This is a genomic window from Streptomyces sp. NPDC044106 (assembly GCF_056433985.1).
Window position 1 is genome coordinate 116,588 of record NZ_JBWKFZ010000007.1, and the last position, 20,692, is coordinate 137,279.

A 20,692-nucleotide genomic window follows, 5' to 3' on the forward strand; every position below is an offset into this window, starting at 1 on the left:
CCGACCCCTTGCGCCCACACCGTGCCGTTCACTTCAATGCCGCGTATGGCAGCCCGTCGCACGACATCGCCCAGCTCATCGCGGCACGGCACACCGCGGCGGCAGGAAGACGCTTCCGGGAGCGAGCCGGCGGCGCCGCTGCCGCCGACCGCCTGGGCGGTGCTCGGGCTGCTCTCCTTCCCCGGGGAGCGGACCGGCTACGAACTCAAGAAGTGGGCCGACGCCTCGCTCCGGTTCTTCTACTGGTCACCCGCCATCAGCCAGATCTACGCCGAGCTGCGCCGCCTGGAGGGCCTCGGGTACGCCACCTCGCGGCGGTCGGGGCCCGACGAGCCCCGCGCCAAGCGGTCGTACGCCATCACCGACGAGGGGCGCGCCGCCCTTGGGGCGTGGGCGGGCGGCGGCCAGGACGCCGGGCCGCCCGTCCTGAAGCATCCGCTGCTGCTGCGGGTGTGGCTCGGGCACCTCACGGCGCCGGACCATCTGCGCGCGCTGGTCGCCGAGGACATCGCGCGGACGCAGGGCGAGCTGAAGGAGGTGCGGGACGCGCTCGCGCGGGCGGACGGGGCGGAGGCCTGGTCGCACCCCGGGGTGGCGCTGCGCTGGAGCGAGCGGCGGCTGGCGGCCGAGGTGGAGCTGGCCGAGGCGATGCTCGGCGACCTCGACGCACTGGCCGCGCCAAAGGCCCCGGCGGACGCGGCGCCGTCAGCCGTCCCCGCTCCCCGCCGCCCCCGTCAACGTACGAAGGACGCGCCCACCCCCGGGTGAAGCGACTCGCCCCGATGGCCCCGCGCCCGGTAGGACGGGCGGGGTCAGCCGTCCCCCGCCGTACGGAGCAGCGCACCCGTGAGCACCCGTGCCGTCCTTGTCGCCGCCCTCATCACCGGCCTCCTGCTCGGGATCACCGGAACCAGGGCGGACGGCTCCACCCACCCCCGTCCGCACGGTTCGCTCACCGCGTCGGGCCATTAGGCTGCGACATTGCCGCGCGGCTTCCTCCGTCCTCGTCGCGCGGTCGCCGAGCCTCCGTCGACGGAAGCGAGTGGATCTTGAACTTCCTCACCATCGGGCATCGCGGGGTCATGGGTGTCGAGCCCGAGAACACCCTGCGTTCGTTCCGCGCCGCACAAGCGGCGGGCCTCGATCTCATCGAGCTGGATCTGCATCTGAGCAAGGACGGCGCCCTCGTCGTCATGCACGACGCCGACGTGGCCCGTACGACCGACGGCAAGGGGCCGATCGCCGAGAAGACCCTCGCCGAACTGCGGGAGCTCGACGCGGGCCGCGGCGAGCGCGTCCCCACCTTCGATGAGGTCCTGGACGCCGTGAAGGCGCCGCTGCAGGCCGAGATCAAGGATGTCGCGGCGGCCCGGGCCCTCGCCGATGTGATGCTCAGCCGCGATCTGGTCGCCCGCGTGGAGGTGATCTCCTTCCACGACGAGGCGGTCGCCGAGATCGCGCGCCTGGTGCCCGGGGTACGCACCGCTCTCGTCGCCAGCCGTTACGGCACCGACGTGGTGGAGCGGGCGACGGCTGTGGGCGCCACCACCCTTGTCCTCAACATCCGGCGCCTGACCCTGGAGATCGTCGAGCGGGCGAGGAAGGCCGACCTGCGGATCATCGGCTGGGTCGTGAACACGCAGGACGACCTGCGGCTGGTGCGGGCGCTGCAGCTGGACGGGGCGACCACCGACTACCCCGAGATCAAGCGGACGGGCCGCTTCACGGCCTAGGCGCGGGCCGTGCCCGTGCAGCACTGAAGCCCCGGACCGTCGGTCCGGGGCTTCGGCGCATATCGGTTCAGCCGGTCCGGGCCGGTTCCAGGGCCGGGTCCGGGTCCGGGTCCGGTGAACGGTCGTCTTCCGGGGGCGCCGGTGCCGGGCGGTCCGGGGTGATCACGCCCTGTTCCAGGGCCATCTCGCGCGCCACCCGGGGCGCCGTCCACAGCGTCGGCAGCATGATGAAGCCCACGGGGACCGCCGTGACGACGATGAACGACTGCAACGCCGTGATGCCGCCGTCGCCGACCAGGATCAGCACCGCCGCCGCCGCGCCCATCAGCAGGGCCCAGAACGCCCGTACCGCGCGCGCCGGTTCACCGGCCTTCGTGCCCGCCACGGCGATGCTGTACGACATCGAGTCGGTGGTCGTCACCACGAACGTGATCGTCAGCAGGAGCAGCGCGACCGCGACCACCGCGCCCATCGGGAGCCGCTGTGCCATGGAGATGACCGCGGCGTCCATGCCGACCGCCTTCAGCGGTCCCGAGATCGCGCCGGGGTCGCGCTGTTCCAGGAAGATGCCGGTGCCGCCGAACACCGTGAACCAGAACATGGTGGCGAGCGGCGGGATGATCGCGGTGGAGACCACGAGGTCGCGCAGTGTGCGGCCCTTGGAGATGCGGGCGACGAAGATGGACATCAGCGGGCCGTAGCCGAGGAACCAGCCGAAGAAGAAGACCGTCCAGGAGCTGAGCCACGCGTGGTCGCCCCGGTTGAGGGCCAGCGGCACGAAGTCGTGCGCGTACTGGCCGAAGCCGCCGAGGAACGAGTCGAGCACGAAGCCGAGGGAGCCGAGGACCAGGAAGACGGCCATCAGGGCGACCGCGAGCCAGATGTTGGCCTTGCTGAAGAACTGGATGCCGCGGTCCAGGCCGCTGGCGACGGAGAGGACGGCGACGACGGTCAGCAGGACGATGACGCCGAGCTGCACCGGGTAGCCGCCGGAGATGCCGAAGACCTCGGAGAGGCCGTAGGACACCTGGAGGCCGAGGAAGCCGATCGGTCCGACGGTTCCGGCGACCACGGCGATGACGCAGACGATGTCGACCGCGGCCCCGAGGCGGGAGTGCAGGATGCGCTCGCCGAGGAGCGGGTGGAGCAGCGTCCGCGGGCGCAGCGGCATGCCGCGTTCCTGGCCGCGGATCATCACGATCGAGGCGAGCGTGCCGAGGACGGCCCAGGCGAGGAAGCCCCAGTGCGCGAAGCTCTGGGAGAGCGCCGCGTCGGCCGCCTGCTGGGTACCGCTCCTGACGCCGTCGTAGAAGGGGGGCGTGTCGACGTAGTGCTGTACGGGCTCGCCCGCCGCGAAGAAGACGCCGCCGCCCGCGAGCAGCGTCGACATGATCATCGCGATCCACTGGAACCTGCCGTACTCCGGGCGCTCTCCCGCGCCGCCGAGCCGTACCTTCCCGTACCGGGAGAAGCCCAGCCACAGCGCGACGCCGAACGTCGCGAGCAGCAGCACCTGCCACAGTGGGCCGAACCACCGCGCGACGAAGGTGAAGACGGTGTTCACGGCGTCGCCCGTGGCTGTGGGCGCGATCAGCGCGGCCAGGACGAACGCGGTGAGCAGCCCGCCGCTGACGGCGAGCACCGGTATGTCGGCGCGGCCGCGGTCTCCGGGGGCCGCGGCGGGCGCGGTATGGCCCGCCGCGTCGTCGTCCGCGGCGGGCTCCCCGTCGGTGGGTACGGCGGTGCGGGCGGGGGCAGTCGGCATGGGCTTCCTTGCTGAGGGGGCTTCGCACACGGGGCGGCGCGGGCGCGCGGTGCGGGGCGTACGCGCGCACGGCGGTCAGAGCCGCTCGGTGCGCAGGTCAGCGTGGAAGGGTGCTATCCGAAGGCCGTTTTCGTCAAATTCCGGACAATGTCCACCGCATTTCAGGCGACGTCCTTGGTCAGGAGCTCGAATTGCAGGTCGTCGCGTTGCGGGATGCCGAACCGCTCGTCGCCGTACGGGAAGGGCGTCATCTTTCCCGTACGGCGGTAGCCGCGGCGCTCGTACCAGGCGATGAGGTCCTCACGGGCGTTGATCACGGTCATGTGCATCTCGCGGACGCCCCACGTCTCGCGCGCGGCCCGCTCCGCCTCGGCGATGATCACCTTGCCGAGCCCGGTGCCCTGCTGGTCCGGGCGCACCGCGAACATCCCGAAGTAGGCGTGGTCGCCGCGGTGTTCGAGCTGGCAGCAGGCCACGAGTCCGCCGTCCCGCTCGACGGCGATGAGCCGGCTCAGGGGCGACTCGATGACCTCGGCGACGCCCTGCGGGTCGGTGCGCTGGCCCTCCAGGAGATCCGCCTCGGTGGTCCAGCCGGCCCGGCTGGTGTCCCCGCGGTACGCCGACTCGATCAGCGCGACGAGCGCGTCGACGTCGGCGGCGGTGGCGTCCCGGTAGGTGAGTTCGCCGAGTGTGGGGTGCGGGGCGGTTTCCATGGAGCTGACTCTCCGGTTTCGTGTCGCGAGGGGGCAGCGGGGCCGTCAAGTGGCTCCGCCGAGCCTAACCCCCCTCCCTCAGGCGCTAAGGTGCGGCCGCATGGTGCATGTACTGAGCGGCAGGACCCTGCTGCGCCCCACCGATCCGGACCGTTCGCGCGCCTTCTACGGCGAGGCGCTGGGTCTCGGCGTCTACCGCGAGTTCGGTACGGGGCCCGAGCGCGGCACCGTCTACTTCCTCGGCGGCGGCTTCCTCGAACTCTCCGGCCGTTCCGAGGCCCCGCCCGCGCCCGGCATGCAGCTGTGGCTCCAGGTGGCGGACGTCCGGGCGGCGCACGAGGAGCTGCTGGGGAACGGCGTCGAGGTGCTGCGGCCCCCGGTGCGGGAGCCGTGGGGGCTCGTCGAGATGTGGATCGCGGACCCGGACGGCGTCCGGATCGTCCTCGTCGAGGTCCCGCACGACCATCCGATCCGCTACCGGCCGGGCATCTGAGGGCCGCCCTCCGGCAGGCTGGGCCCGGCTCTCACGTGCCGGTCAGCGGCAGGACGGGGAAGGTGTGGTCCCGCCAGATCAGGCGGGACGGCTCCTCGGGGTAGGGCGCGACGGCCGGGTGGGTGTCGAAGAGCCGTACGAGCCGCTGTTCGTCGTACGGGGGCCAGCCGGGGTCGCCGTGGGCCGCGAACGACGTCCACGCGGCGCGCATCCCGGCGGACACCGCCTCCGCCTGCGCCATGCCCGCCGCGCCGATCAGCGCGGCGGGCTGGCCGCGGTCCGGGGTGCCGAACACCAGGGGCACGTCGAGGCCGTGGCAGGCGCCGAGTACGCCGCCCATGCCCGGGGCGGGCCAGGTCAGTTCGTAGACGTGGGCGCGGCCCCCGGCACCGGCCTGCGCTTCGGCGAGGTGGAGTGTCGGCATGCGGAACACCCAGTCGGACAGGACGAGGTCGTACAGCTCGTCCGGGCCCGCGGCCGGATGGGCGGCGCGGTAGCGGTCGGCGCCGTCCGGGTGCGGGGCGAAGGTGTGCAGGGCGGTCGCGGCCTGCGCCTCGCTCACCTGGCCGAGCAGTCCGTCGAGCGCGGTGAGCAGCCGCTGTTCGTGGCGGGTGTGCCCGGCGAGGAGGTCGATGCGGCGGCCCGCGCCGTCGGTGAGGGCCTGCCACGGGGTGGCGGCCAGCGTCTCGCCGTCGACGACCGGCGAGAAGATGACCGACCGCAGCGCGGGCCTGCCCCAGCGCGCGGCCCGCCCCGCGCACCCGGCGCCGACCGCGTCTCCGGCGGCGGACAGCCGGTGCGGCGGCACCTCGCAGAGGTCGGCCGCCGTGGGCCGCAGCCCCAGCTCGGCCGCGCACGTGGCGGCGATGTCGGCGGCGAGTTCCGGCGAGAAGAATGTGCCCTGCGCACTCTGTGCGACGGCCCGGCCGAAGAGCCCGGCCGCGCCGTCCATCGCAAGGAGCGCGGCGACCGATCCGCCGCCCGCCGACTGACCGAAGACCGTGACACGGTCCGGGTCGCCGCCGAAGGCGCGGATGTGGTCCCGCACCCACTCCAGGGCGGCGATCTGGTCGAGCAGGCCGCGGTTGGCGGGTGCCCCCTCGAACTGCCCGAAGCCTTCGAGCCCCACGCGGTAGTTGAACGTCACCACGACGACGCCGCCCTCCCGTGCCAGGCGCCCGCCGTCGTACTCGGGAAGGCCGGACATGCCGATGGTGTAGGCGCCGCCCTGGATCCACACCATCACCGGCAGTCCCGCGCCCGGCCCGGGGTCGGGCGACCAGACGTTGACCGTCAGCCAGTCGTCGCCCGCCGACTCCCGCGCAAGGGCGTCCATGCCGAAGTGGCCGCCCTGCGGGGGCGGCGGCCCGTACCCGACGGCTTCGCGCGTCCCGCTCCAGCCCCGGACCGGCCGCGGCGCGGCGAAGCGCAGCGCGCCGACGGGCGGCTCGGCGAACGGGATGCCGCGGAAGACGGCGACGCCCGCCTCACGAGCGCCGCGCAGCGCTCCGGCCCGCGTGCGGACCTCGGGCCCGGCTCCGGACGCACCGGACTCGGAAACGGTCATCACGACTCCCCCTCCGCACGGGCGGAACGCGGTCGCGGGGACGCGCGTCGCCCGGGCACCACGCAGCATCCCGCCCCTGCCGGGCCCCGCGCCAGTCATTTACGGAAGGCCCGGCCGCAAGCCGTTTCGCGCCGCCAATATTGTGAAGCACGTCACACGAGCAATCCATCCGGGATGCAGGGGTACAAGGCCACGGGTACGGTCCGCAGAAGATCATCCACGGCTCTGGCAAGACCTGACGGCCCTGAAGTCGATCTCCAACAGCTCAGGAGAGACATCACATGGCAGCTCCCCGGATCCTCATCGTCGGCGGCGGTTTCGCCGGCATGGAGTGCGCTCACAAACTGGAGAAGAAGCTTTCGCCCCACGAGGCGGAGCTGCGGCTGATCAGCCCACAGGATCACCAGCTGTATCTCCCCCTGCTGCCGCACGTCGCCTCCGGAGTGCTCACTCCGCAGTCGGTGGCCGTGCCGCTGCGCCGGATGCTGCGCCGCACCTCGATCGTGCCGGGCGGCGCCATCGGCATCGACCCCAAGGCCAAGGCCGTGATCGTACGGAAGATCAACGGCGAGGAGGTCGTGGAGCGCTACGACTACCTGGTCCTGACGCCCGGCAGCGTCACGCGGCAGTTCGACATCCCCGGCGTCGACCGGTACGCGGTGGGCGTCAAGACGCTCGCCGAGGCCGCCTGGATCCGCGACCACGTCATCTCGCAGCTGGACCTCGCCGCGGCGAGCACGAGCCGCGAGGAGCGGGAGCAGCGGCTGCAGTTCGTGGTGGTCGGCGGCGGTTACGCGGGCGTGGAGACGGCCGCGTACCTGCAGCGCCTGACCTGCGCCGCGGTCAAGCGCTACCACGGCCTCGACGTCTCGCAGATCAAGTGGCACGTGGTGGACGTCGCCCCCAAGCTGATGCCGGAGCTCGGCGAGCGGCTCGGCGACAAGGCGATGGAGATCATGCAGCGCCGGGGCGTGAACGTCTCGCTCGGTGTCTCCGTGGCCAAGGCGACCGAGGACACCGTCACCCTCACCGACGACCGGGTCCTGCCGTGCCGCACGCTGATCTGGACCGCGGGTGTCGCGCCGAGCCCGCTCATCGCGACGCTCGGCGCCGAGACGAACAGGGGGCGGCTCGTCGTCAGGCCCGATCTGACGGTCCCCGGTCTCGACGGCGTCTTCGCGCTCGGCGACGCGGCGGCCGTGCCGGACGTGGTCAAGGGCGGCGACGCGATCTGCCCGCCGACCGCGCAGCACGCCATGCGCCAGGGATGGGCCGCCGCGAAGAACGTCGTCTCGGCGCTGCGCGGCTTCCCGCTCGCCGACTACCGGCACAAGGACATGGGCCTCGTCGTCGACCTCGGCGGCGTCCAGGCGGTGTCGAAGCCGATGGGCGTCCAGCTGACGGGGCTGCCCGCCCAGGTCGTGGCGCGCGGCTACCACCTGGGCGCGCTGCGCACGGTCACCGCCCGCTTCCGCACGGCCGCCAACTGGGGCCTGAACGCGCTCGCGGGCGACGACTACGTACGCACCGGCTTCCAGGCCCAGCGGCCGGCCACGCTCAAGGACTTCGAGATGACCGACGCCTACCTGACGCGGGAGCAGATCGACGAGCGGGTCGCCGCGGCCTGAGGAGCCTCGACCGACCAGGGTCAGAGCCTGTCTTTGAACCCCCGTCGTCCGCGCGAAGCGCGGGCGCAGCGGCGGATTGGGGCCTCCCCTGCTCGAGCGGAGCCGAGAGCTTGGGGAAGCGTGCGATCGGAGTGCGGAGTTCCAGGTCATGTGGCGGAGCCACCTGTCCTGGAACTCCGTGCGCCGAGGGCGCGTGCCGGGCGTCGAGGCGCAGGCGGGGGTTCAAAGACAGGCTCTCAGCCGTGCCGCACGCCGATGCGCCCCTCCAACTGTGCGAGCAGTTCCCCGAGGAGCCCGCTCAGTTGGCCCTGGCCCGCTCCGTCGAGTACCGAAAGGACGACCGTCTCGTACGCGAGCTGCTCGGGCAGGATCGCGTCGACGAGGGCGCGGCCGGCCTCGGTCAGGCCGACGTGCGCGACGCGGCGGTCCCGCGCGTCGGCTCGCCGGTCGACCAGCTCGCGCTCCTGCAGCAGCTTGAGCCGCTTGGTGACGGCGGCCCCTGACGAGAAGGTCTCCCGGGCCAGCTCGCCGGGCGTCAGCTCGTGCCCGGTGCGGCGCAACGCGCCGAGCAGGTCGAACTCGGCGCGGGTCAGTCCTGCCCGGCGCAGCGGGGCGTCCTCGGCCTGCTGGAGGAGGGCCGCGCAGCGGTTGATGCGGCCGATCACCTCCATCGGCCCGGTGTCGATGTCGGGTCGCACCGCCTGCCACTGCCGCACCACCGCGGCCACCGTGTCCCCAGCGGGGCCGGCCACCGGGCCGTTCTCCGTCGTCATGCTCGTGCGCCCTCCCAGGCGTCGGCGTCCCTCGCGCGGGTCCGCGTCCGTTGACCGTCGTCTCCGCCCTGGCCGTTCGGTCGGCGGACCGTCGCCGCGAGCGTACGGTGTCCGGCGCGCTCGGCGGCGAGCACCCGCTGTTCGGGCAGGGCGCGCTGCCACCATTCGCCGGCCGCCGCGTCGGCGGCGGCGCGCAGGTCGACGAGGGCGGCGGTGAGCCGGCGCCGCGCCGGTTCGACGGGGCCCGCGCCCGCGAGAGCCGCCTCGGCCTGCGCCGTGGCCCGTTCGGCGGCCGCGATGGCCCGTTCGATGTGGTCTCCGGCGCGCCGGTTGGTGACGAGGACGGCCGCCGCCACGCCGAGCACGGCGCCGACAAGGGTGTCCACGACGCGGTCGAGGATGAGTTCGCCGGGCTGCTGGAACCGGGCGAACTCGGTGACGAGCAGCGCCATCGGCGTCACGCACACGGTGCCGAGCCAGTAGTTGCGGGTGATCAGCGCCTCCGCCCCGAAGGCGAGGGCGAGGCAGCACACGATGAGCTCGGCGTGGCCGAGGTGCGCGAACGGCGCGATCGCCGCGAAGGCGAGCACTCCGACGAGGTTGCCGACCACGCGCTGCACGCCCCGGTTCCAGGTGAGCGTGGTGTTGGCCTGGTAGAGGGAGGCGGCCGTGACCAGTGCCCAGTAGGGGCGGCCGATGCCGAGCGCGAGCGAGCCGTATCCGGCGAGGGCGCAGCCGACGGCGGTGCGCAGCGCGATGGGCAGCAGCGGGGAGCCCGGCCCGAGCCGCCGCCACAGCGGGACCACGGGCTCGGCGAGTTCGGCGGCCACGCCCAGGAGTTCGTCCTCCTCGCCGGGGCGGGCGGCACCGGGGCGCGGTACGGCGCCCGTGCCGCGCAGTCCGGCCGCCCAGGTGCGCAGCGCGGCCGGGTCGACCGCGGCGGGCGCCGCCAGGGCCTCCTCGGCACGGACCACGAGGCGGGCCAGGGCGTGCCGGGCGGCGGTGCGGGCGCCGGTGGCGAGCAGCGACTGCCAGGCGGCGTGCACGGCGCCGGCCGCGGCGGCGCGGGCCTGCTCGGTGCCCGGCGCGGTGGCGTCGGCGCGCGCCGCGTCCGCGTAGGCGGCGGTGGCGCGCAGGGCGCGTGCGGTGGCCCGGCGCTCGGGTCCGTGCGGGCGCACCAGGGCGGGCGCCATGCCCACGAGCCAGGCGATGGCGCCGCCCGCGAGGGTGAGCGCGAGGTGGCCGGGGACCTGGCCGAGTGTCTGCGGCGCGAAGAGGGTCGCGGAGCTGATGAAGGTGAAGATCAGGTGCCCGGGCGGCCCGACGCGGGTGGCGTCGCAGAGTGTCTTCTGTGCGGCGGCGAGCAGCGCGCCGACCGCGACGAGGACCGCGGCGGAACTCGTCAGAGACGCGGTGACCAGGGCGAGGGCGATGCTCGCGGTCATCCCGGCGACGACCAGGGCCAGGGTCCGCGCGCGGGCGGCGTAGGGGAGGTTGTGGGCGTACAGGGCGCAGAACGACCCGGCCATCGTGTACATCACCAGGTCGAGCCGGCCGAGGGCGAGCAGTGTCAGGTTCGGTATCGCGTTGGCCACGACCACGCTGGTCGCGGGCTTGAACCAGATGTCGGACGGCTTGCCGGGGCGCAGCACGCCCGCGAGGGGGAGGCGGCGGACGCGGGCGGGGCGGGGGGACGGCTGCGGGGGCGGGGGCGTACTGCTCATGACCAAAAGGTTAGCAAGTGTTTTACTCGGAAACGATTTAGGTCGACGAGGCGTCGGCCCCGTCGGACAGGCGCGCCCGCGCCCCCGTGCTCCCCATGCACCCCCGTGCGCTCGCGTACGGCCCCGGCGACCCGGGAATCGACCGGACGACACGGTCGAGACGACACCGTCGACAGGGGGAGGGTGCGGTGCACGGACCGGCACAGGCCGCCTGGCTGCTGGTCGCGCTGTGCGCGGCGACCGGGGGCTACTGCCTGCTGCGGATGCGCAGCCGGATCGAGGAACAGCGCCGCACGGCCGGCGGCGAGGCGCTCATGGGGTTCGGGATGGCGGTGATGGCCGTCCCCGCGGCCGTCCTCGCGCCGCCGCGCTGGGCCTGGCTCGTCTACGCCGCGGTGTTCGGCGGCGCCGCGCTGCACACCGGGTGGGCGGCCCGCGCGAATCGCCACCACCTCCACCACCTCATCGGCGCGTGCGCCATGGCCTACATGTCGGTGGCGATGGCCACGACTCCGGCAGCACACGCCGGGCACCACGGGGGCGCCGGAATCCCGTTGCTGACCGGCGCGCTGCTGCTCTACTTCGCCGGGTACGTGCTGTGGTCGGGCGCGCGCCTCGCTCCCCGGGCGGCCTCCTCCGCGGGGGGTGGGTCCGCCGTGCTGGGGTGGGCGGACCGCTCCGAGGTGGCGCTTGCGTGCCGGCTCTCGATGGGGATCGGGATGGTGGCGATGCTGATGACGCTGTAGGCGCCGCCCCGGCGGGTGGCGCCCTTCGTCCCGGCGCGGTGGTGGCGGTCGCCCCTGCGAGTGGTGGCCGCCGCCTCAGCGGGCGATCAGCGCGGCGAGCGAGGTGAGGCTGTCGACCCGCCAGTCCGCCGTGTCGGCGACGGCCGGATCGTCCGCCCAGTAGTACCCCCAGGGGCCGCGCCGGATGTGTGCGGCCAGCAGCCCCGCCTGCTTGGCGGGGAAGAGGTCGTGGCCGGGGTGGTCGCCGACGTAGAGCGTCTCCTGGGGCTCGGCCTGGGCCACTTCGAGCACCCGCTCGAAGAAGGCGGGGTCCGGCTTCGACACTCCCCAGTCGCCCGACGTGACGACGAGGTCGGCGGGCAGGTCGAGGTCGCGCAGCAGTTCGGCCGCCCGCGCCGTCGCGTTGCCTGCGATGACGACGCGGACACCGAGCTTCTGGAGACCGCCGAGGGCGGGGCGTACGTCCGCGTAGAGGTCGGCCTCGCCCAGGTGCTCCCCCCGGCCCGCGGTCTCGCGTGCGTGGTGGGCGGAGGCGATGTCCATGTCCGGGCTGACGAGCCGGAGCGCGTCGGCGTTCCCCCCGCCCTGCGCGACGACGGCCCCGATCAGCGCGGAGAGCGTGTGACGCGGCACCTGGAGCCAGTCCGCCCAGGCTGCCCAGTAGCGGTCGTCTTTGGTGAGGGTCTCCCCCACGTCGAACACGATGGTCTCGATCACCGTCAGCACACTACGGCGTCCCGCCGCCCCGGCCGCGGTCGTCACCCGTACGGGAAATACACCCGTGTCGGCCGTGGCGTGCGTCACTTGGGGTGACAGGCCATACCCTCCGGTAGCCCAACCCTCATAGGCTGGGCGCCATGATGGTCCCCGTCGCGCTGTTGCTGCTGGGCGTTCTCACCGCTGTCGTGGCCCCGCGGATGCTCGCGCGGGCCGACTGGCCGGAACGCGAACCCGTGGTCGCGCTGTGGGCCTGGCAGTGCGTGGTGGCGGGCGTCCTGCTCTGCTGCGCGCTCTCGATGACCCTGAGCGCCGCCGCCGCGTGGCAGGCCGTGCGCGGCCATGTCTTCGCGCCCGCGCCGCACGCCGTGGTCGAGGCGTACGCCCTCCAGGCGCCCGGCCCCTGGGCGGCGGCCACCGCGGTGGCGCTCGCCTGCGGCGGGGTGTGGACGGCGGTCATGCTGACCCGCGAGATCGCGAGGGCCCGCGCCCGGCGCTCCGACCGCAGGGCCGAACTTGTCGTACGTTCCCCGCTGTTGCCCGGCGAGGAGCCCGGAGCCAACCGCCTCGTCCTCCTGGAGGGCGAGCGGCCCGACGCCTGGTGGCTGCCGGGCCAGGCGCCCCAACTGGTCATCACCACGGCCGCGTTGCGGCGGCTGAAGGGCCGTCAGTTGGACGCCGTGCTGGCGCACGAGCAGGGTCACGCGCGGGCCAGGCACGACTGGCTGCTGCACTGCTCGGGGGCGCTGGCCGTCGGCTTTCCGCAGGTGCGGGTGTTCGCGGCGTTCCGCGACGAGATGCACCGCCTGGTGGAGCTCGCCGCCGACGACGTCGCCTCGCGCCGCTTCGGCCGCCTGACGATCGCCCTCGCCCTGGTCGAACTCAACGAGGACCGCGGCGTGTTCGGCCCCTGCCCGGCCCCGCAGGCCCACGTCCCGCAGCGTGTCCACCGGCTGCTCTCGGCCCGCCCGCGCCTGACCGCGACCCGCAGACTGCGCCTGACGGCGACGGCGGCGCTGGTGCCGGTGATCCCCGTCCTGGTCACTTTCGTACCGGGTCTTCGCGCACTGGGCTAGCCCGTATCCGAGAATTCACGGCGTCCGACGCGGCCCCGGGGCGCCTGCGCCGCACGGCAATCCCGCGTGCCGGACAGCGGGCCGCGCGGCCGGGGCGGAACCGAACCGTGCGTACCCGCGCCGCTGTCGGGTAGGCGCCACGCCCCGGGCCCCATGACGGCCGCAGCTCCGATCCGTCGGCGAGGATCACTCCATGCACCCCGCGTCCACCGACTCCCCGACCCGCCCGCCCCGCTCCCGGGCCGCGCTCACCGCCGCGGCCCTCTGCGCGCCCTCGCTCCTGCTGCTCCTCCTGGTCGGGCTGGAGTGGCGTCCGCTGCTCTCCCTGGACGGCGACATCGCGCGCACCACGCATCGCTGGGCGGTGAACGGCCCCGGCGCCACCCGGACCGTCCGGATCCTCAGCGACTGGGTGTGGGACCCCTGGACGATGCGCGCGGTCATCGCGGTGGTGATCGTCCGGTTCGCGGCCCGCGGGGCGTGGTGGCCGGCGCTCTGGCTCACCGGCGCCTGCGTGGCCGGCTCGGCGGTGCAGCAGGGACTCAAGGCGGCGGTCGACCGGCCGCGCCCGGTGTGGCCGGACCCCGTGGACTCCGCGCACTTCGCGGCGTTCCCCTCCGGCCACGCGATGACGGCGACGATCGTCTGCGGCCTCCTGCTGTGGCTCCTGCACACGCACGGCGCACGCCCCGCCCTGTGGCGCACCGCCCTGGCCCTGGCCGCGCTCTCGGTGACCGGCGTCGGCCTGACCCGCGTCTGGCTGGGCGTCCACTGGCCCTCCGACGTACTCGGCGGCTGGCTGCTCGGGGCACTGACGGTGGCCCTGGCCGTCATGACGTACGAGAAGGGGCCCGGCGGGCGCGCCAACGGGGCATGACGGCGTCGCACGCCTGTGGGCAGGCAACACTCCCCCGCGGTGCTGCCTGCCCCAGGCTGCTGCGACCCGCGCGGCGCCTCTCGCGAGACTCCGCCTCGGGACTCCCCGAGTATACTGGCTCGGAGCCAGTCAACGCAGGAGTTATCAGGATGTCCCCGCGTAGCCCATCGGTCAACGAAGAATTGCGCAGACGTTCCCGGGAGCGTCTGCTGCAGGCGACGGTGGACCTGGTCGGCGAGCACGGGTTCGAGGCCACGACGCTCGGGCACATCGCGGACCGGGCCGGCGCCGCCCGCGGCCTGGTGTCGTACTACTTCCCCGGCAAGCGTCAGCTGCTCCAGTCCGCGGTGCACCGGCTCATGCACCGCACGCTGGAGGCGGCCCTTGAGCGGGAGCCGCGCACCGATGACGGGCGCGAGCGGCTGGCGCGGGCCGTCGACGCGATCCTGGGTCTGGCCAGGGACGAGCCGCTGCTCATGCGTACGCACATGGCGGGCATCCTCCAGGCCGAGGGCTTCGTGCAGTGCCCCGAGCAGCAGCGTCTCGCGGAGCTGCTGCGCGAGACCGTCGTCCGTTACGGCTCGCCCGACGCCGACCGGGACTACCCGCTGCTGCGGGCGCTCCTGATGGGCGCGGTCTTCGCGCTGCTCATCCCCGGCGCGCCGATGCCGCTGACGACGCTGCGCGCCGAGCTGTTCCAGCGGTACGGACTGGACTGGGAGCTCGGCGTCCCGCCGGGCGGCGCACCGCCCGACGGGAACTCACCGCACGGGCCCCTGAGGCCTCTTCCCTCAGGACAGCCCGGCTAGGGCCTGTCCGTCAGTCGAAGTAGTCCGGCTGCGTCTGGACGTTGAGCTCGCGCATGCGGACCCGCTGGGCCGGATCCGTCCGCTTGTCGTTGATCTTCAGGACGTCGAGGCCCATCTCGATGTCGTTCGAGTAGACGCGGCCGTTGTAGTAGTACGCCGACCACGCGCCCGCCGTGGTGATCTTGTCGGTGGTGTGCGGGCCGCGCTCGAAGTAGCCGATCTCCCTGGGCTTCGTGGAGTCGGTGAAGTCCCAGACGGAGACGCCGCCCTGGTACCAGGCCTGGACCATGAGGTCCTTGCCCCTGACCGGGATCAGCGAGCCGTTGTGGGCCACGCAGTTCTCGGTGTCCGCCTGGTGGCGCGGGATCTTGAAGTAGCTCTTGAAGACCAGCTTGCGCTTGTCGCCCTTGCCCTTGATGTCGTAGATGCCGTTGGCACCCCGGTTCGGTCCCGTGGCCGCGTTGCACGTGGCGGCCGAGCCGCCGCCAAGCTCGTCGGTGAAGACGACCTTGTCGGCCTTCTGGTTGAAGGTCGCCGAGTGCCAGAACGCGAAGTTGGTGTTGTCCTGCACCTGGTCGATGATCCGCGGGTTCTCCGGGTCCTTGATGGAGAACAGGATGCCGTCGCCCATGCAGGCGCCCGCCGCGAGGTCCATGGAGGGCAGCACCGTGATGTCGTGGCAGCCGGTGGTCTTGGAGACGCCCGGGTTGGTGGGCCCGCCCGGGTTGCCGCCGCCGTCGGGGCCCTCACCGGGGAAGAGCACGGGGAAGTTGACGACCGCGGCCTTCTCCGGGGCCTTGCGCGGCACCTTGATGACGGTGATCCCGTCGTGCGGCGGCTGGCAGTCGGGGAACGCCGCGTTCGGGGAGTACGAGGAGACGTAGATGTAGACGTTCCTGCGCTCCGGCACCAGCGTGTGGGTGTGGGAGCCGCAGGCGGTCTCGACGGCGGAGACGTACCTGGGGTTCGACTTGTCGCTGATGTCGAAGATCTTCATGCCCTCCCAGGAGGACTTCTCCGTTGCGGGCTGCGTGGTGCTGTTGCAGGAGTTGTCGCTGCGCGAGGAGTCGGTGGACAGGAAGAGCAGGTTCCCGGAGACGGACACGTCGTTCTGCGAGCCCGGGCACAGGACCTGCGAGACGGTCCTCGGGGCCTTCGGGTCGCTGATGTCGTAGATGCGGAAGCCGTCGTAGTTTCCGGCGAAGGCGTACTTCCCCTGGAACGCGATGTCGGTGTTGAGCCCGGGCAGCGCGTCCTTCGGGACGTTGGCCAGGTGCTCGATGTTGTCCGAGTGGACGACCTCGTCGGGCGCCGGTATGTCCCCGCGCTCGATGGCCTTCTTCGTCCGGTCGGCGTCGCTCTTGGAGACGCTCTTCGGGGCGGCCGGAGAGTCACCGGGGTCGGGGACGGCTCCGGCGGGCGCGGCGGTGAGCAGCGCGGCCAGCAGTCCGGCCGCCGCCGCGCCGACTCCCAGGCGTCTGCGCCGCGTTCGGGGATTGTTCAACAGGGTCACTGCATCCTCCCTTGTGGCCGTTCGCAGTTGAACGGTTCACGCACACCCGCAGTATCGTGCTCATCATGCACAGATCAACAGAGGGAATCGGACTCGTCACGAGACTTTCCGGTCACCGATGCTCATCCGCGTGCTAATACGGACCCCGAATCGTCCGCGCGCCACCAGGAGGTCACTGTGCTCCACCGCCGTACGTCCGCCGTCAGCGCGATGCTGGCGACCGCCGTTCTCGTACTCGGGGGGTGCGACTCCGACGGGGGCGGCGGGGACGGATCCGATGCCGGGCACAAGGCGTCGCCGGGTCCTTCGGTGATCGCGCCGGGCAAGCCGGGCGAGAGCGCGGCGACGATGTCCGCGAAGGACGCCGCGCGGCAGAGGTCCGAGGACGACTCCCCCAACTCGGCCGACTTCACGTACACGCAGATGATGATCGTGCACCACGCCCAGGCGCTGAGGATGACCGGACTCGCCCCGGAGCGGGCCGGGTCGGTGCGCGTCAAACGGCTGGCGTCACGCATCAGCTCCGCGCAGCGGCCCGAGATCGGCGCGATGAAGGGCTGGCTGAAGAAGCACGGCGGCCCGCGCGAGCACGCCGGGCACGAGCACGCGGCGATGCCGGGCATGGCGAGCGAGGCGCAGCTGAAGCAGCTGCGCGCGGCCAGGGGCAAGGCGTTCGACCAGCTCTTCCTCAAGCTGATGATCACGCACCACAGCGGGGCCCTCACCATGGCCACGGACGTGCTCTCCGAGGGCAACAACATCCAGGTCGAGGAGATGGCGAACGACATCGTGGCGCAGCAGTCGAGCGAGATCAGCCGGATGCGGGAGATGGAGTGACGGCCGCCTCCCCCCTCTCCCCCCGGCGCGGGCACCGAGGGCCGCCCGGGCCCCTGACACCGCACGCGACACCACACGCGCCTGTGCGCCCACACCCCTGACACGCGCGCTCCCCGGTGCGATCCTGAAACCGTCCCGAGGTCACCTCGCGGAAGGAGCACCACCGTGCTGCACGTCGCCGTCGTCGGTTCGGGTCCCAGCGGGGTGTACGCCGCGCAGTCCCTCGTCCAGCAGGACCGGGTGCCGGATGTGCGGGTCGACGTGCTCGACCGCCTCCCCTGCCCGTACGGCCTGGTGCGCTACGGAGTGGCGCCGGACCACGAGAAGATCAAGTCCCTGCAGAACAATCTGCGCGCGGTCCTGGAGGACGAGCGCGTACGCTTCCTCGGCTCCGTCGAGATCGGCCCCGCCACCCTGCCCCCGGCCCGGCTCCTCGGTCTCTACCACGCGGTGGTCTACTGCGTCGGCGCGGCGGCGGACCGCAGGCTCGGCGTACCGGGCGAGGAGCTGCCGGGCAGCTACTCCGCGACCGAGTTCGTCTCCTGGTACAGCGCGCATCCGGACGCGATGGCGGAGCCGGGCGCGCGGGCCGGGTTCATCAGGGACGTGGAGTCGGCCGTCGTCATCGGCGTCGGCAACGTCGCGGTGGACGTCGCCCGCATGCTGGTCCGCGGCGCCGCGGAACTGCTCCCCACCGACATGCCGGACGCGGCGCTCGGCGTCCTCGCGGGCAGCCGGGTGCGTGAGGTGTCCATGGTCGGGCGGCGCGGGCCCTCACAGGCGCGGTTCACCACCAAGGAGCTGCGCGAGCTCGGCGCCCTGCCGGACACCGAAGTCGTCGTCGACCCGGCGGAGTTGGCACTGGACCCCGCGTACACCGACCCTTCCGGCCTGCCCGCCGCGGGCCGACGCAACGTCGAGGTGCTGCGCGGCTGGGCCGACCGCCCGGCGCGGGGCCTTGCCCGGCGGATCAGGCTGCGCTTCTTCCTGCGTCCCGTCGCGCTGACGGCGGGAGCGACGGGCCATGTGGCCCTGACCCGCTTCGAGCGCACGCTGCCGGACGGCCGGGGCGGGGTGACGGGGTCGGGAGAGTACGAGGACATCCCGGCCCAGCTGGTGCTGCGCTCGGTCGGCTATCGCGGGGTGCCCCTCGAAGGGCTACCGTTCGACGCGGAGCGGGGCACGGTGCCGCACGCGGCGGGACGGGTGCTGCGGGACGGCGCGCCCTCCCCCGGCGAGTACGTGGCCGGCTGGATCAAGCGCGGCCCCACCGGCGTCATCGGCACCAACCGGCCGTGCGCCAAGGAGACGGTCCAGTCCCTGCTGGACGACGCCCCCGCTCTCGGACGGAGGCAGGTGCTCGACGACCCCCTGTCCGGGTTGCGGGCGGCGGGGCTGCGGCCGGTCGAGTGGCCGGGCTGGCTAGCGATCGAACGCGCGGAGGCGGAGCTGGGGCGCACGCTCGGCCGGGGCGTGGTGAAGATCCCGGACTGGGAGGGCCTGCGGGCGGCGGCGCGGCACACCTCCTCCGGCTAGGACCTGCACCGGAGGGGCACGTCGGGAGGGGCATTCAGGAAGCGATCGGGGTGGCTCACGCGGCCAGGTCGGCTCACGCCTGGGCGGCGAGACGGGCGTCCTGTCGGGTGGCGGCCGCGAGGACGCTGTCGAGCAGACCAGGGAAGAGGGCGTCCAGGTCGTCGCGGCGCAGCACGTTCAGCTTCGTCGTGCCCCGGTAGATCTGCCGGATGACGCCGTTCTCGCGCAGCACCCGGAAGTGGTGCGTGCAGGTGGACTTCGTGACGGGCAGTTCGAAGAACGAACAGGAGAGCCCGTCCGCCCCCTCCTCCCGGGCCAGCTCCCGCACCACCCGCATCCGCATGGGGTCGGCGAAGGCGTGCAGCACCCCTTCGAGCCGGACGTCCCCGGGCTCGGGGTGGGCGAGCGTCCTGCTGCTCGCACTGCCGGTCGCACTGCCGGTCGCGGCGGCGGTCGTCATGGCGGCTCCACTTCGTCCTGTTGATCCCGGGTCCCGAGTCCCTGACCCCCGAGTGTTCCCTGCGCTTCATTGTACGAGAGCCATCGTAGTTTGACATGCGCCGTACTACGAGGTTTATCGTACGAGCAGCGGACCCGCACATCGGCGCCTCCGCACCCGCACGCACATCCGCCGTGAACGAATGGAGCCCGCCGTGAGCGCGCTGTTCGAGCCGTACACCCTGCGATCGCTGACCATCCCGAACCGGGTCTGGATGCCCCCGATGTGCCAGTACTCGGCGGCGCCCGACGGTGCCGACGCCGGCGCACCGCAGGACTGGCACTTCGCGCACTACGCGGCGCGCGCCGCGGGCGGTACGGGCCTGATCATCGTCGAGGCCACCGCCGTCAGCCCGGAGGGCCGCATCAGCCCGTACGACCTGGGCATCTGGAACGACACGCAGGCCCGCGCCTTCCGCCGCGTCACGGACTTCCTGAAGAGCCAGAACACCGTGCCCGCCATCCAGCTCGCGCACGCCGGCCGCAAGGCGTCCACCGACCGGCCCTGGAAGGGCGGTGCCCCGCTCGGCACGGACCAGCACGGCTGGCAGGCCGTCGCGCCGAGTCCGGTCGCCTTCGACGAGCAGCACCCCGTGCCGACGGAGCTCACCGTCGAGCAGATCCGCGCGATCGTGGGCCAGTTCGCCGAGGCCGCGCGCCGCGCCCTGGACGCGGGCTTCGAGGTGGCCGAACTGCACGGCGCCCACGGCTACCTGATCGGCGAGTTCCTCTCCCCGCACAGCAACAAGCGCACCGACGTGTACGGCGGTTCGTACGAGAACCGCACGCGCTTCGCGCTCGAGGTGGTCGACGCGGTGCGTGCCGTGTGGCCCGAGGACAAGCCCCTGTTCTTCCGCATCTCGGCCACCGACTGGCTGGAGGAGGCGGGCTGGACGGCGGACGACACCGTCCGCTTCGCCGGCGAGCTCAAGGAGCACGGCGTCGACCTGCTCGACGTCTCCACCGGCGGCAACGCCGCGGGCGTCAGGATCCCCGTGGAGCCCGGCTACCAGGTCCCGTTCGCGGCCCGCGTGAAGGCCGAGACGGAGCTCGCGGTCGCCGCGGTCGGTCTGATCACCGAGGTGGAGCAGGCCGAGAAGATCCTCGCCAATGGCGAGGCGGACGCGGTCCTCCTGGGGCGCGAACTCCTGCGCAACCCTTCGTGGGCGCGGCTCGCGGGTCGCGAACTCGGCGACGACGTGCACGTGCCGGACCAGTACCACCGTTCTGTCTGATCCCTCTGACGCCACGGTGGCCGCACCGCCGCCCTCTTAGACCCGGACGGCTCGGGGCACCCGTTGAGGCCGGACCTCATCCGACACAGTTGGATCTCATCCGGCGCGGGAGGGCGGCGATGGCGACAGAACGGCTTCCGGAGCACGAGCAGCGCATCCTGGAGGAGTTGGAGGAGTCCCTCCGGCGGGACCGGCCCCTCCAGGCGCGCTGGCGGCTCCTGCGCCTCGAACGGCGCGTACGGACCGTACTGACGCACACGCCGCGACCCCTCACCGTGGCCTTCCTCGCGATCGTGTGCGGCGCGCTCCTCATCATCGGGATCCGCACCTCGACGCCCGGCGTGATCTGGGCCTTCGCCGTTCTGTGGTCGCTCACTCTGGTCGGGTTCCTGCGTCTGCTGTGCCGGTGGACCGATCCGTGAGCTCCGCCGCCGCAGCTCAGCGGCGCAGAT

The 20,692-nt window shown here is 73.0% G+C and carries 21 protein-coding genes; 13 read left to right on the forward strand and 8 right to left on the reverse strand.

The genetic code is table 11. The annotated features are described in order from the left end of the window. The first annotated feature begins 45 nt into the window (after positions 1-45). From AC07DI_RS14315 to AC07DI_RS14325, 3 genes are all read left to right on the forward strand, one after another. Positions 46-768, forward strand: coding sequence for a PadR family transcriptional regulator (locus tag AC07DI_RS14315; RefSeq protein ID WP_478904623.1), 723 nt, complete (start codon positions 46-48; stop codon positions 766-768). Between the two features lie 78 nt (positions 769-846). Then, positions 847-972: a hypothetical protein gene (locus tag AC07DI_RS14320; RefSeq protein ID WP_384254804.1), complete on the forward strand. Its 126-nt coding sequence runs from the start codon at positions 847-849 to the stop codon at positions 970-972. 77 nt (positions 973-1,049) lie between these two features. Continuing rightward, positions 1,050-1,733 (forward strand): glycerophosphodiester phosphodiesterase, encoded by a 684-nt coding sequence (locus AC07DI_RS14325; protein ID WP_384254801.1) that lies wholly within the window; start codon positions 1,050-1,052, stop codon positions 1,731-1,733. Positions 1,734-1,800: 67 nt separating this feature from the next. Here AC07DI_RS14325 and AC07DI_RS14330 read toward each other — a convergent pair whose 3' ends face one another. Together AC07DI_RS14330 and AC07DI_RS14335 are read right to left on the reverse strand one after the other, a co-directional pair. Then, entirely contained in the window at positions 1,801-3,498 is a 1,698-nt protein-coding gene (locus AC07DI_RS14330) for a BCCT family transporter (protein WP_478904625.1), read from the reverse strand. Positions 3,499-3,659: 161 nt separating this feature from the next. Then, positions 3,660-4,211: a GNAT family N-acetyltransferase gene (locus AC07DI_RS14335; RefSeq protein WP_384254796.1), complete on the reverse strand. Its 552-nt coding sequence runs from the start codon at positions 4,209-4,211 to the stop codon at positions 3,660-3,662. 100 nt (positions 4,212-4,311) lie between these two features. Here AC07DI_RS14335 and AC07DI_RS14340 point away from each other — a divergent pair, with 100 nt between their 5' ends. Then, positions 4,312-4,704: a VOC family protein gene (locus AC07DI_RS14340; protein ID WP_384254794.1), complete on the forward strand. Its 393-nt coding sequence runs from the start codon at positions 4,312-4,314 to the stop codon at positions 4,702-4,704. Positions 4,705-4,735: 31 nt separating this feature from the next. Here AC07DI_RS14340 and AC07DI_RS14345 read toward each other — a convergent pair whose 3' ends face one another. Further along, on the reverse strand, positions 4,736-6,271 hold the full coding sequence (locus AC07DI_RS14345; protein ID WP_478904628.1) for a carboxylesterase/lipase family protein: 1,536 nt from the start codon (positions 6,269-6,271) through the stop codon (positions 4,736-4,738). 281 nt (positions 6,272-6,552) lie between these two features. On the opposite strand from AC07DI_RS14345, the gene AC07DI_RS14350 reads away from it, so the two are divergent. Beyond that, entirely contained in the window at positions 6,553-7,899 is a 1,347-nt protein-coding gene (locus tag AC07DI_RS14350) for an NAD(P)/FAD-dependent oxidoreductase (protein ID WP_478904630.1), read from the forward strand. Between the two features lie 236 nt (positions 7,900-8,135). On the opposite strand, the gene AC07DI_RS14355 is transcribed toward AC07DI_RS14350, so the two are convergent. Together AC07DI_RS14355 and AC07DI_RS14360 are read right to left on the reverse strand one after the other, a co-directional pair. Beyond that, on the reverse strand, positions 8,136-8,672 hold the full coding sequence (locus AC07DI_RS14355; protein ID WP_384254787.1) for a MarR family winged helix-turn-helix transcriptional regulator: 537 nt from the start codon (positions 8,670-8,672) through the stop codon (positions 8,136-8,138). After that, a complete protein-coding gene (locus tag AC07DI_RS14360) occupies positions 8,669-10,396 on the reverse strand; it encodes an FUSC family protein (protein WP_478904632.1) in 1,728 nt (575 codons plus the stop codon). Before AC07DI_RS14360 ends, AC07DI_RS14355 begins: the two co-directional genes overlap by 4 nt. Positions 10,397-10,584: 188 nt before the next feature. Here AC07DI_RS14360 and AC07DI_RS14365 point away from each other — a divergent pair, with 188 nt between their 5' ends. Next, positions 10,585-11,142: a DUF5134 domain-containing protein gene (locus AC07DI_RS14365; RefSeq protein WP_384254782.1), complete on the forward strand. Its 558-nt coding sequence runs from the start codon at positions 10,585-10,587 to the stop codon at positions 11,140-11,142. A 75-nt stretch (positions 11,143-11,217) separates the two neighbouring features. Here the strand turns inward: AC07DI_RS14365 and AC07DI_RS14370 are convergent, their stop codons facing one another. Continuing rightward, entirely contained in the window at positions 11,218-11,859 is a 642-nt protein-coding gene (locus AC07DI_RS14370; protein WP_384254780.1) for an HAD family hydrolase, read from the reverse strand. A 140-nt stretch (positions 11,860-11,999) separates the two neighbouring features. On the opposite strand from AC07DI_RS14370, the gene AC07DI_RS14375 reads away from it, so the two are divergent. The 3 genes from AC07DI_RS14375 (at position 12,000) to AC07DI_RS14385 (ending at position 14,621) form a co-directional block, all read left to right on the forward strand. After that, complete coding sequence (locus AC07DI_RS14375; RefSeq protein ID WP_478904634.1) at positions 12,000-12,935, forward strand: M56 family metallopeptidase; 936 nt, start codon at positions 12,000-12,002, stop codon at positions 12,933-12,935. A 193-nt stretch (positions 12,936-13,128) separates the two neighbouring features. After that, complete coding sequence (locus AC07DI_RS14380; protein ID WP_478904636.1) at positions 13,129-13,812, forward strand: phosphatase PAP2 family protein; 684 nt, start codon at positions 13,129-13,131, stop codon at positions 13,810-13,812. Between the two features lie 149 nt (positions 13,813-13,961). Beyond that, positions 13,962-14,621 (forward strand): TetR/AcrR family transcriptional regulator, encoded by a 660-nt coding sequence (locus AC07DI_RS14385; RefSeq protein ID WP_384254772.1) that lies wholly within the window; start codon positions 13,962-13,964, stop codon positions 14,619-14,621. 10 nt (positions 14,622-14,631) lie between these two features. Here the strand turns inward: AC07DI_RS14385 and AC07DI_RS14390 are convergent, their stop codons facing one another. After that, on the reverse strand, positions 14,632-16,134 hold the full coding sequence (locus AC07DI_RS14390; RefSeq protein ID WP_478904638.1) for an LVIVD repeat-containing protein: 1,503 nt from the start codon (positions 16,132-16,134) through the stop codon (positions 14,632-14,634). Between the two features lie 210 nt (positions 16,135-16,344). Between AC07DI_RS14390 and AC07DI_RS14395 the strand changes: the two genes are divergently transcribed. Both AC07DI_RS14395 and AC07DI_RS14400 read left to right on the forward strand, forming a co-directional pair. Then, a complete protein-coding gene (locus AC07DI_RS14395) occupies positions 16,345-16,971 on the forward strand; it encodes a DUF305 domain-containing protein (protein WP_478904810.1) in 627 nt (208 codons plus the stop codon). Positions 16,972-17,136: 165 nt separating this feature from the next. Beyond that, positions 17,137-18,507, forward strand: coding sequence for an FAD-dependent oxidoreductase (locus AC07DI_RS14400; protein ID WP_478904640.1), 1,371 nt, complete (start codon positions 17,137-17,139; stop codon positions 18,505-18,507). Positions 18,508-18,580: 73 nt separating this feature from the next. On the opposite strand, the gene AC07DI_RS14405 is transcribed toward AC07DI_RS14400, so the two are convergent. Beyond that, entirely contained in the window at positions 18,581-18,967 is a 387-nt protein-coding gene (locus tag AC07DI_RS14405; protein ID WP_478904642.1) for an ArsR/SmtB family transcription factor, read from the reverse strand. A 193-nt stretch (positions 18,968-19,160) separates the two neighbouring features. Here AC07DI_RS14405 and AC07DI_RS14410 point away from each other — a divergent pair, with 193 nt between their 5' ends. Together AC07DI_RS14410 and AC07DI_RS14415 are read left to right on the forward strand one after the other, a co-directional pair. Beyond that, positions 19,161-20,240 carry an NADH:flavin oxidoreductase/NADH oxidase gene (locus AC07DI_RS14410; protein ID WP_478904644.1) on the forward strand — a complete coding sequence of 360 codons (1,080 nt, stop codon included), beginning with the start codon at positions 19,161-19,163 and terminating at the stop codon, positions 20,238-20,240. A 119-nt stretch (positions 20,241-20,359) separates the two neighbouring features. Beyond that, positions 20,360-20,662 (forward strand): DUF3040 domain-containing protein, encoded by a 303-nt coding sequence (locus tag AC07DI_RS14415; RefSeq protein ID WP_478904645.1) that lies wholly within the window; start codon positions 20,360-20,362, stop codon positions 20,660-20,662. The last annotated feature ends 30 nt before the right edge of the window (positions 20,663-20,692 follow it).

What these genes read in the sequence shown, in the direction of transcription:
- AC07DI_RS14315 (WP_478904623.1), top strand. Translation starts at nt 46, where the DNA reads ATGGCAGCCCGTCGCACGACATCGCCCAGCTCATCGCGGCACGGCACA.
- AC07DI_RS14330 (WP_478904625.1), bottom strand. Translation starts at nt 3,498, where the DNA reads ATGCCGACTGCCCCCGCCCGCACCGCCGTACCCACCGACGGGGAGCCC.
- AC07DI_RS14335 (WP_384254796.1), bottom strand. Translation starts at nt 4,211, where the DNA reads ATGGAAACCGCCCCGCACCCCACACTCGGCGAACTCACCTACCGGGAC.
- AC07DI_RS14340 (WP_384254794.1), top strand. Translation starts at nt 4,312, where the DNA reads ATGGTGCATGTACTGAGCGGCAGGACCCTGCTGCGCCCCACCGATCCG.
- AC07DI_RS14345 (WP_478904628.1), bottom strand. Translation starts at nt 6,271, where the DNA reads ATGACCGTTTCCGAGTCCGGTGCGTCCGGAGCCGGGCCCGAGGTCCGC.
- AC07DI_RS14350 (WP_478904630.1), top strand. Translation starts at nt 6,553, where the DNA reads ATGGCAGCTCCCCGGATCCTCATCGTCGGCGGCGGTTTCGCCGGCATG.
- AC07DI_RS14355 (WP_384254787.1), bottom strand. Translation starts at nt 8,672, where the DNA reads ATGACGACGGAGAACGGCCCGGTGGCCGGCCCCGCTGGGGACACGGTG.
- AC07DI_RS14360 (WP_478904632.1), bottom strand. Translation starts at nt 10,396, where the DNA reads ATGAGCAGTACGCCCCCGCCCCCGCAGCCGTCCCCCCGCCCCGCCCGC.
- AC07DI_RS14375 (WP_478904634.1), top strand. Translation starts at nt 12,000, where the DNA reads ATGATGGTCCCCGTCGCGCTGTTGCTGCTGGGCGTTCTCACCGCTGTC.
- AC07DI_RS14380 (WP_478904636.1), top strand. Translation starts at nt 13,129, where the DNA reads ATGCACCCCGCGTCCACCGACTCCCCGACCCGCCCGCCCCGCTCCCGG.
- AC07DI_RS14385 (WP_384254772.1), top strand. Translation starts at nt 13,962, where the DNA reads ATGTCCCCGCGTAGCCCATCGGTCAACGAAGAATTGCGCAGACGTTCC.
- AC07DI_RS14395 (WP_478904810.1), top strand. Translation starts at nt 16,345, where the DNA reads ATGCTGGCGACCGCCGTTCTCGTACTCGGGGGGTGCGACTCCGACGGG.
- AC07DI_RS14405 (WP_478904642.1), bottom strand. Translation starts at nt 18,967, where the DNA reads ATGACGACCGCCGCCGCGACCGGCAGTGCGACCGGCAGTGCGAGCAGC.
- AC07DI_RS14415 (WP_478904645.1), top strand. Translation starts at nt 20,360, where the DNA reads ATGGCGACAGAACGGCTTCCGGAGCACGAGCAGCGCATCCTGGAGGAG.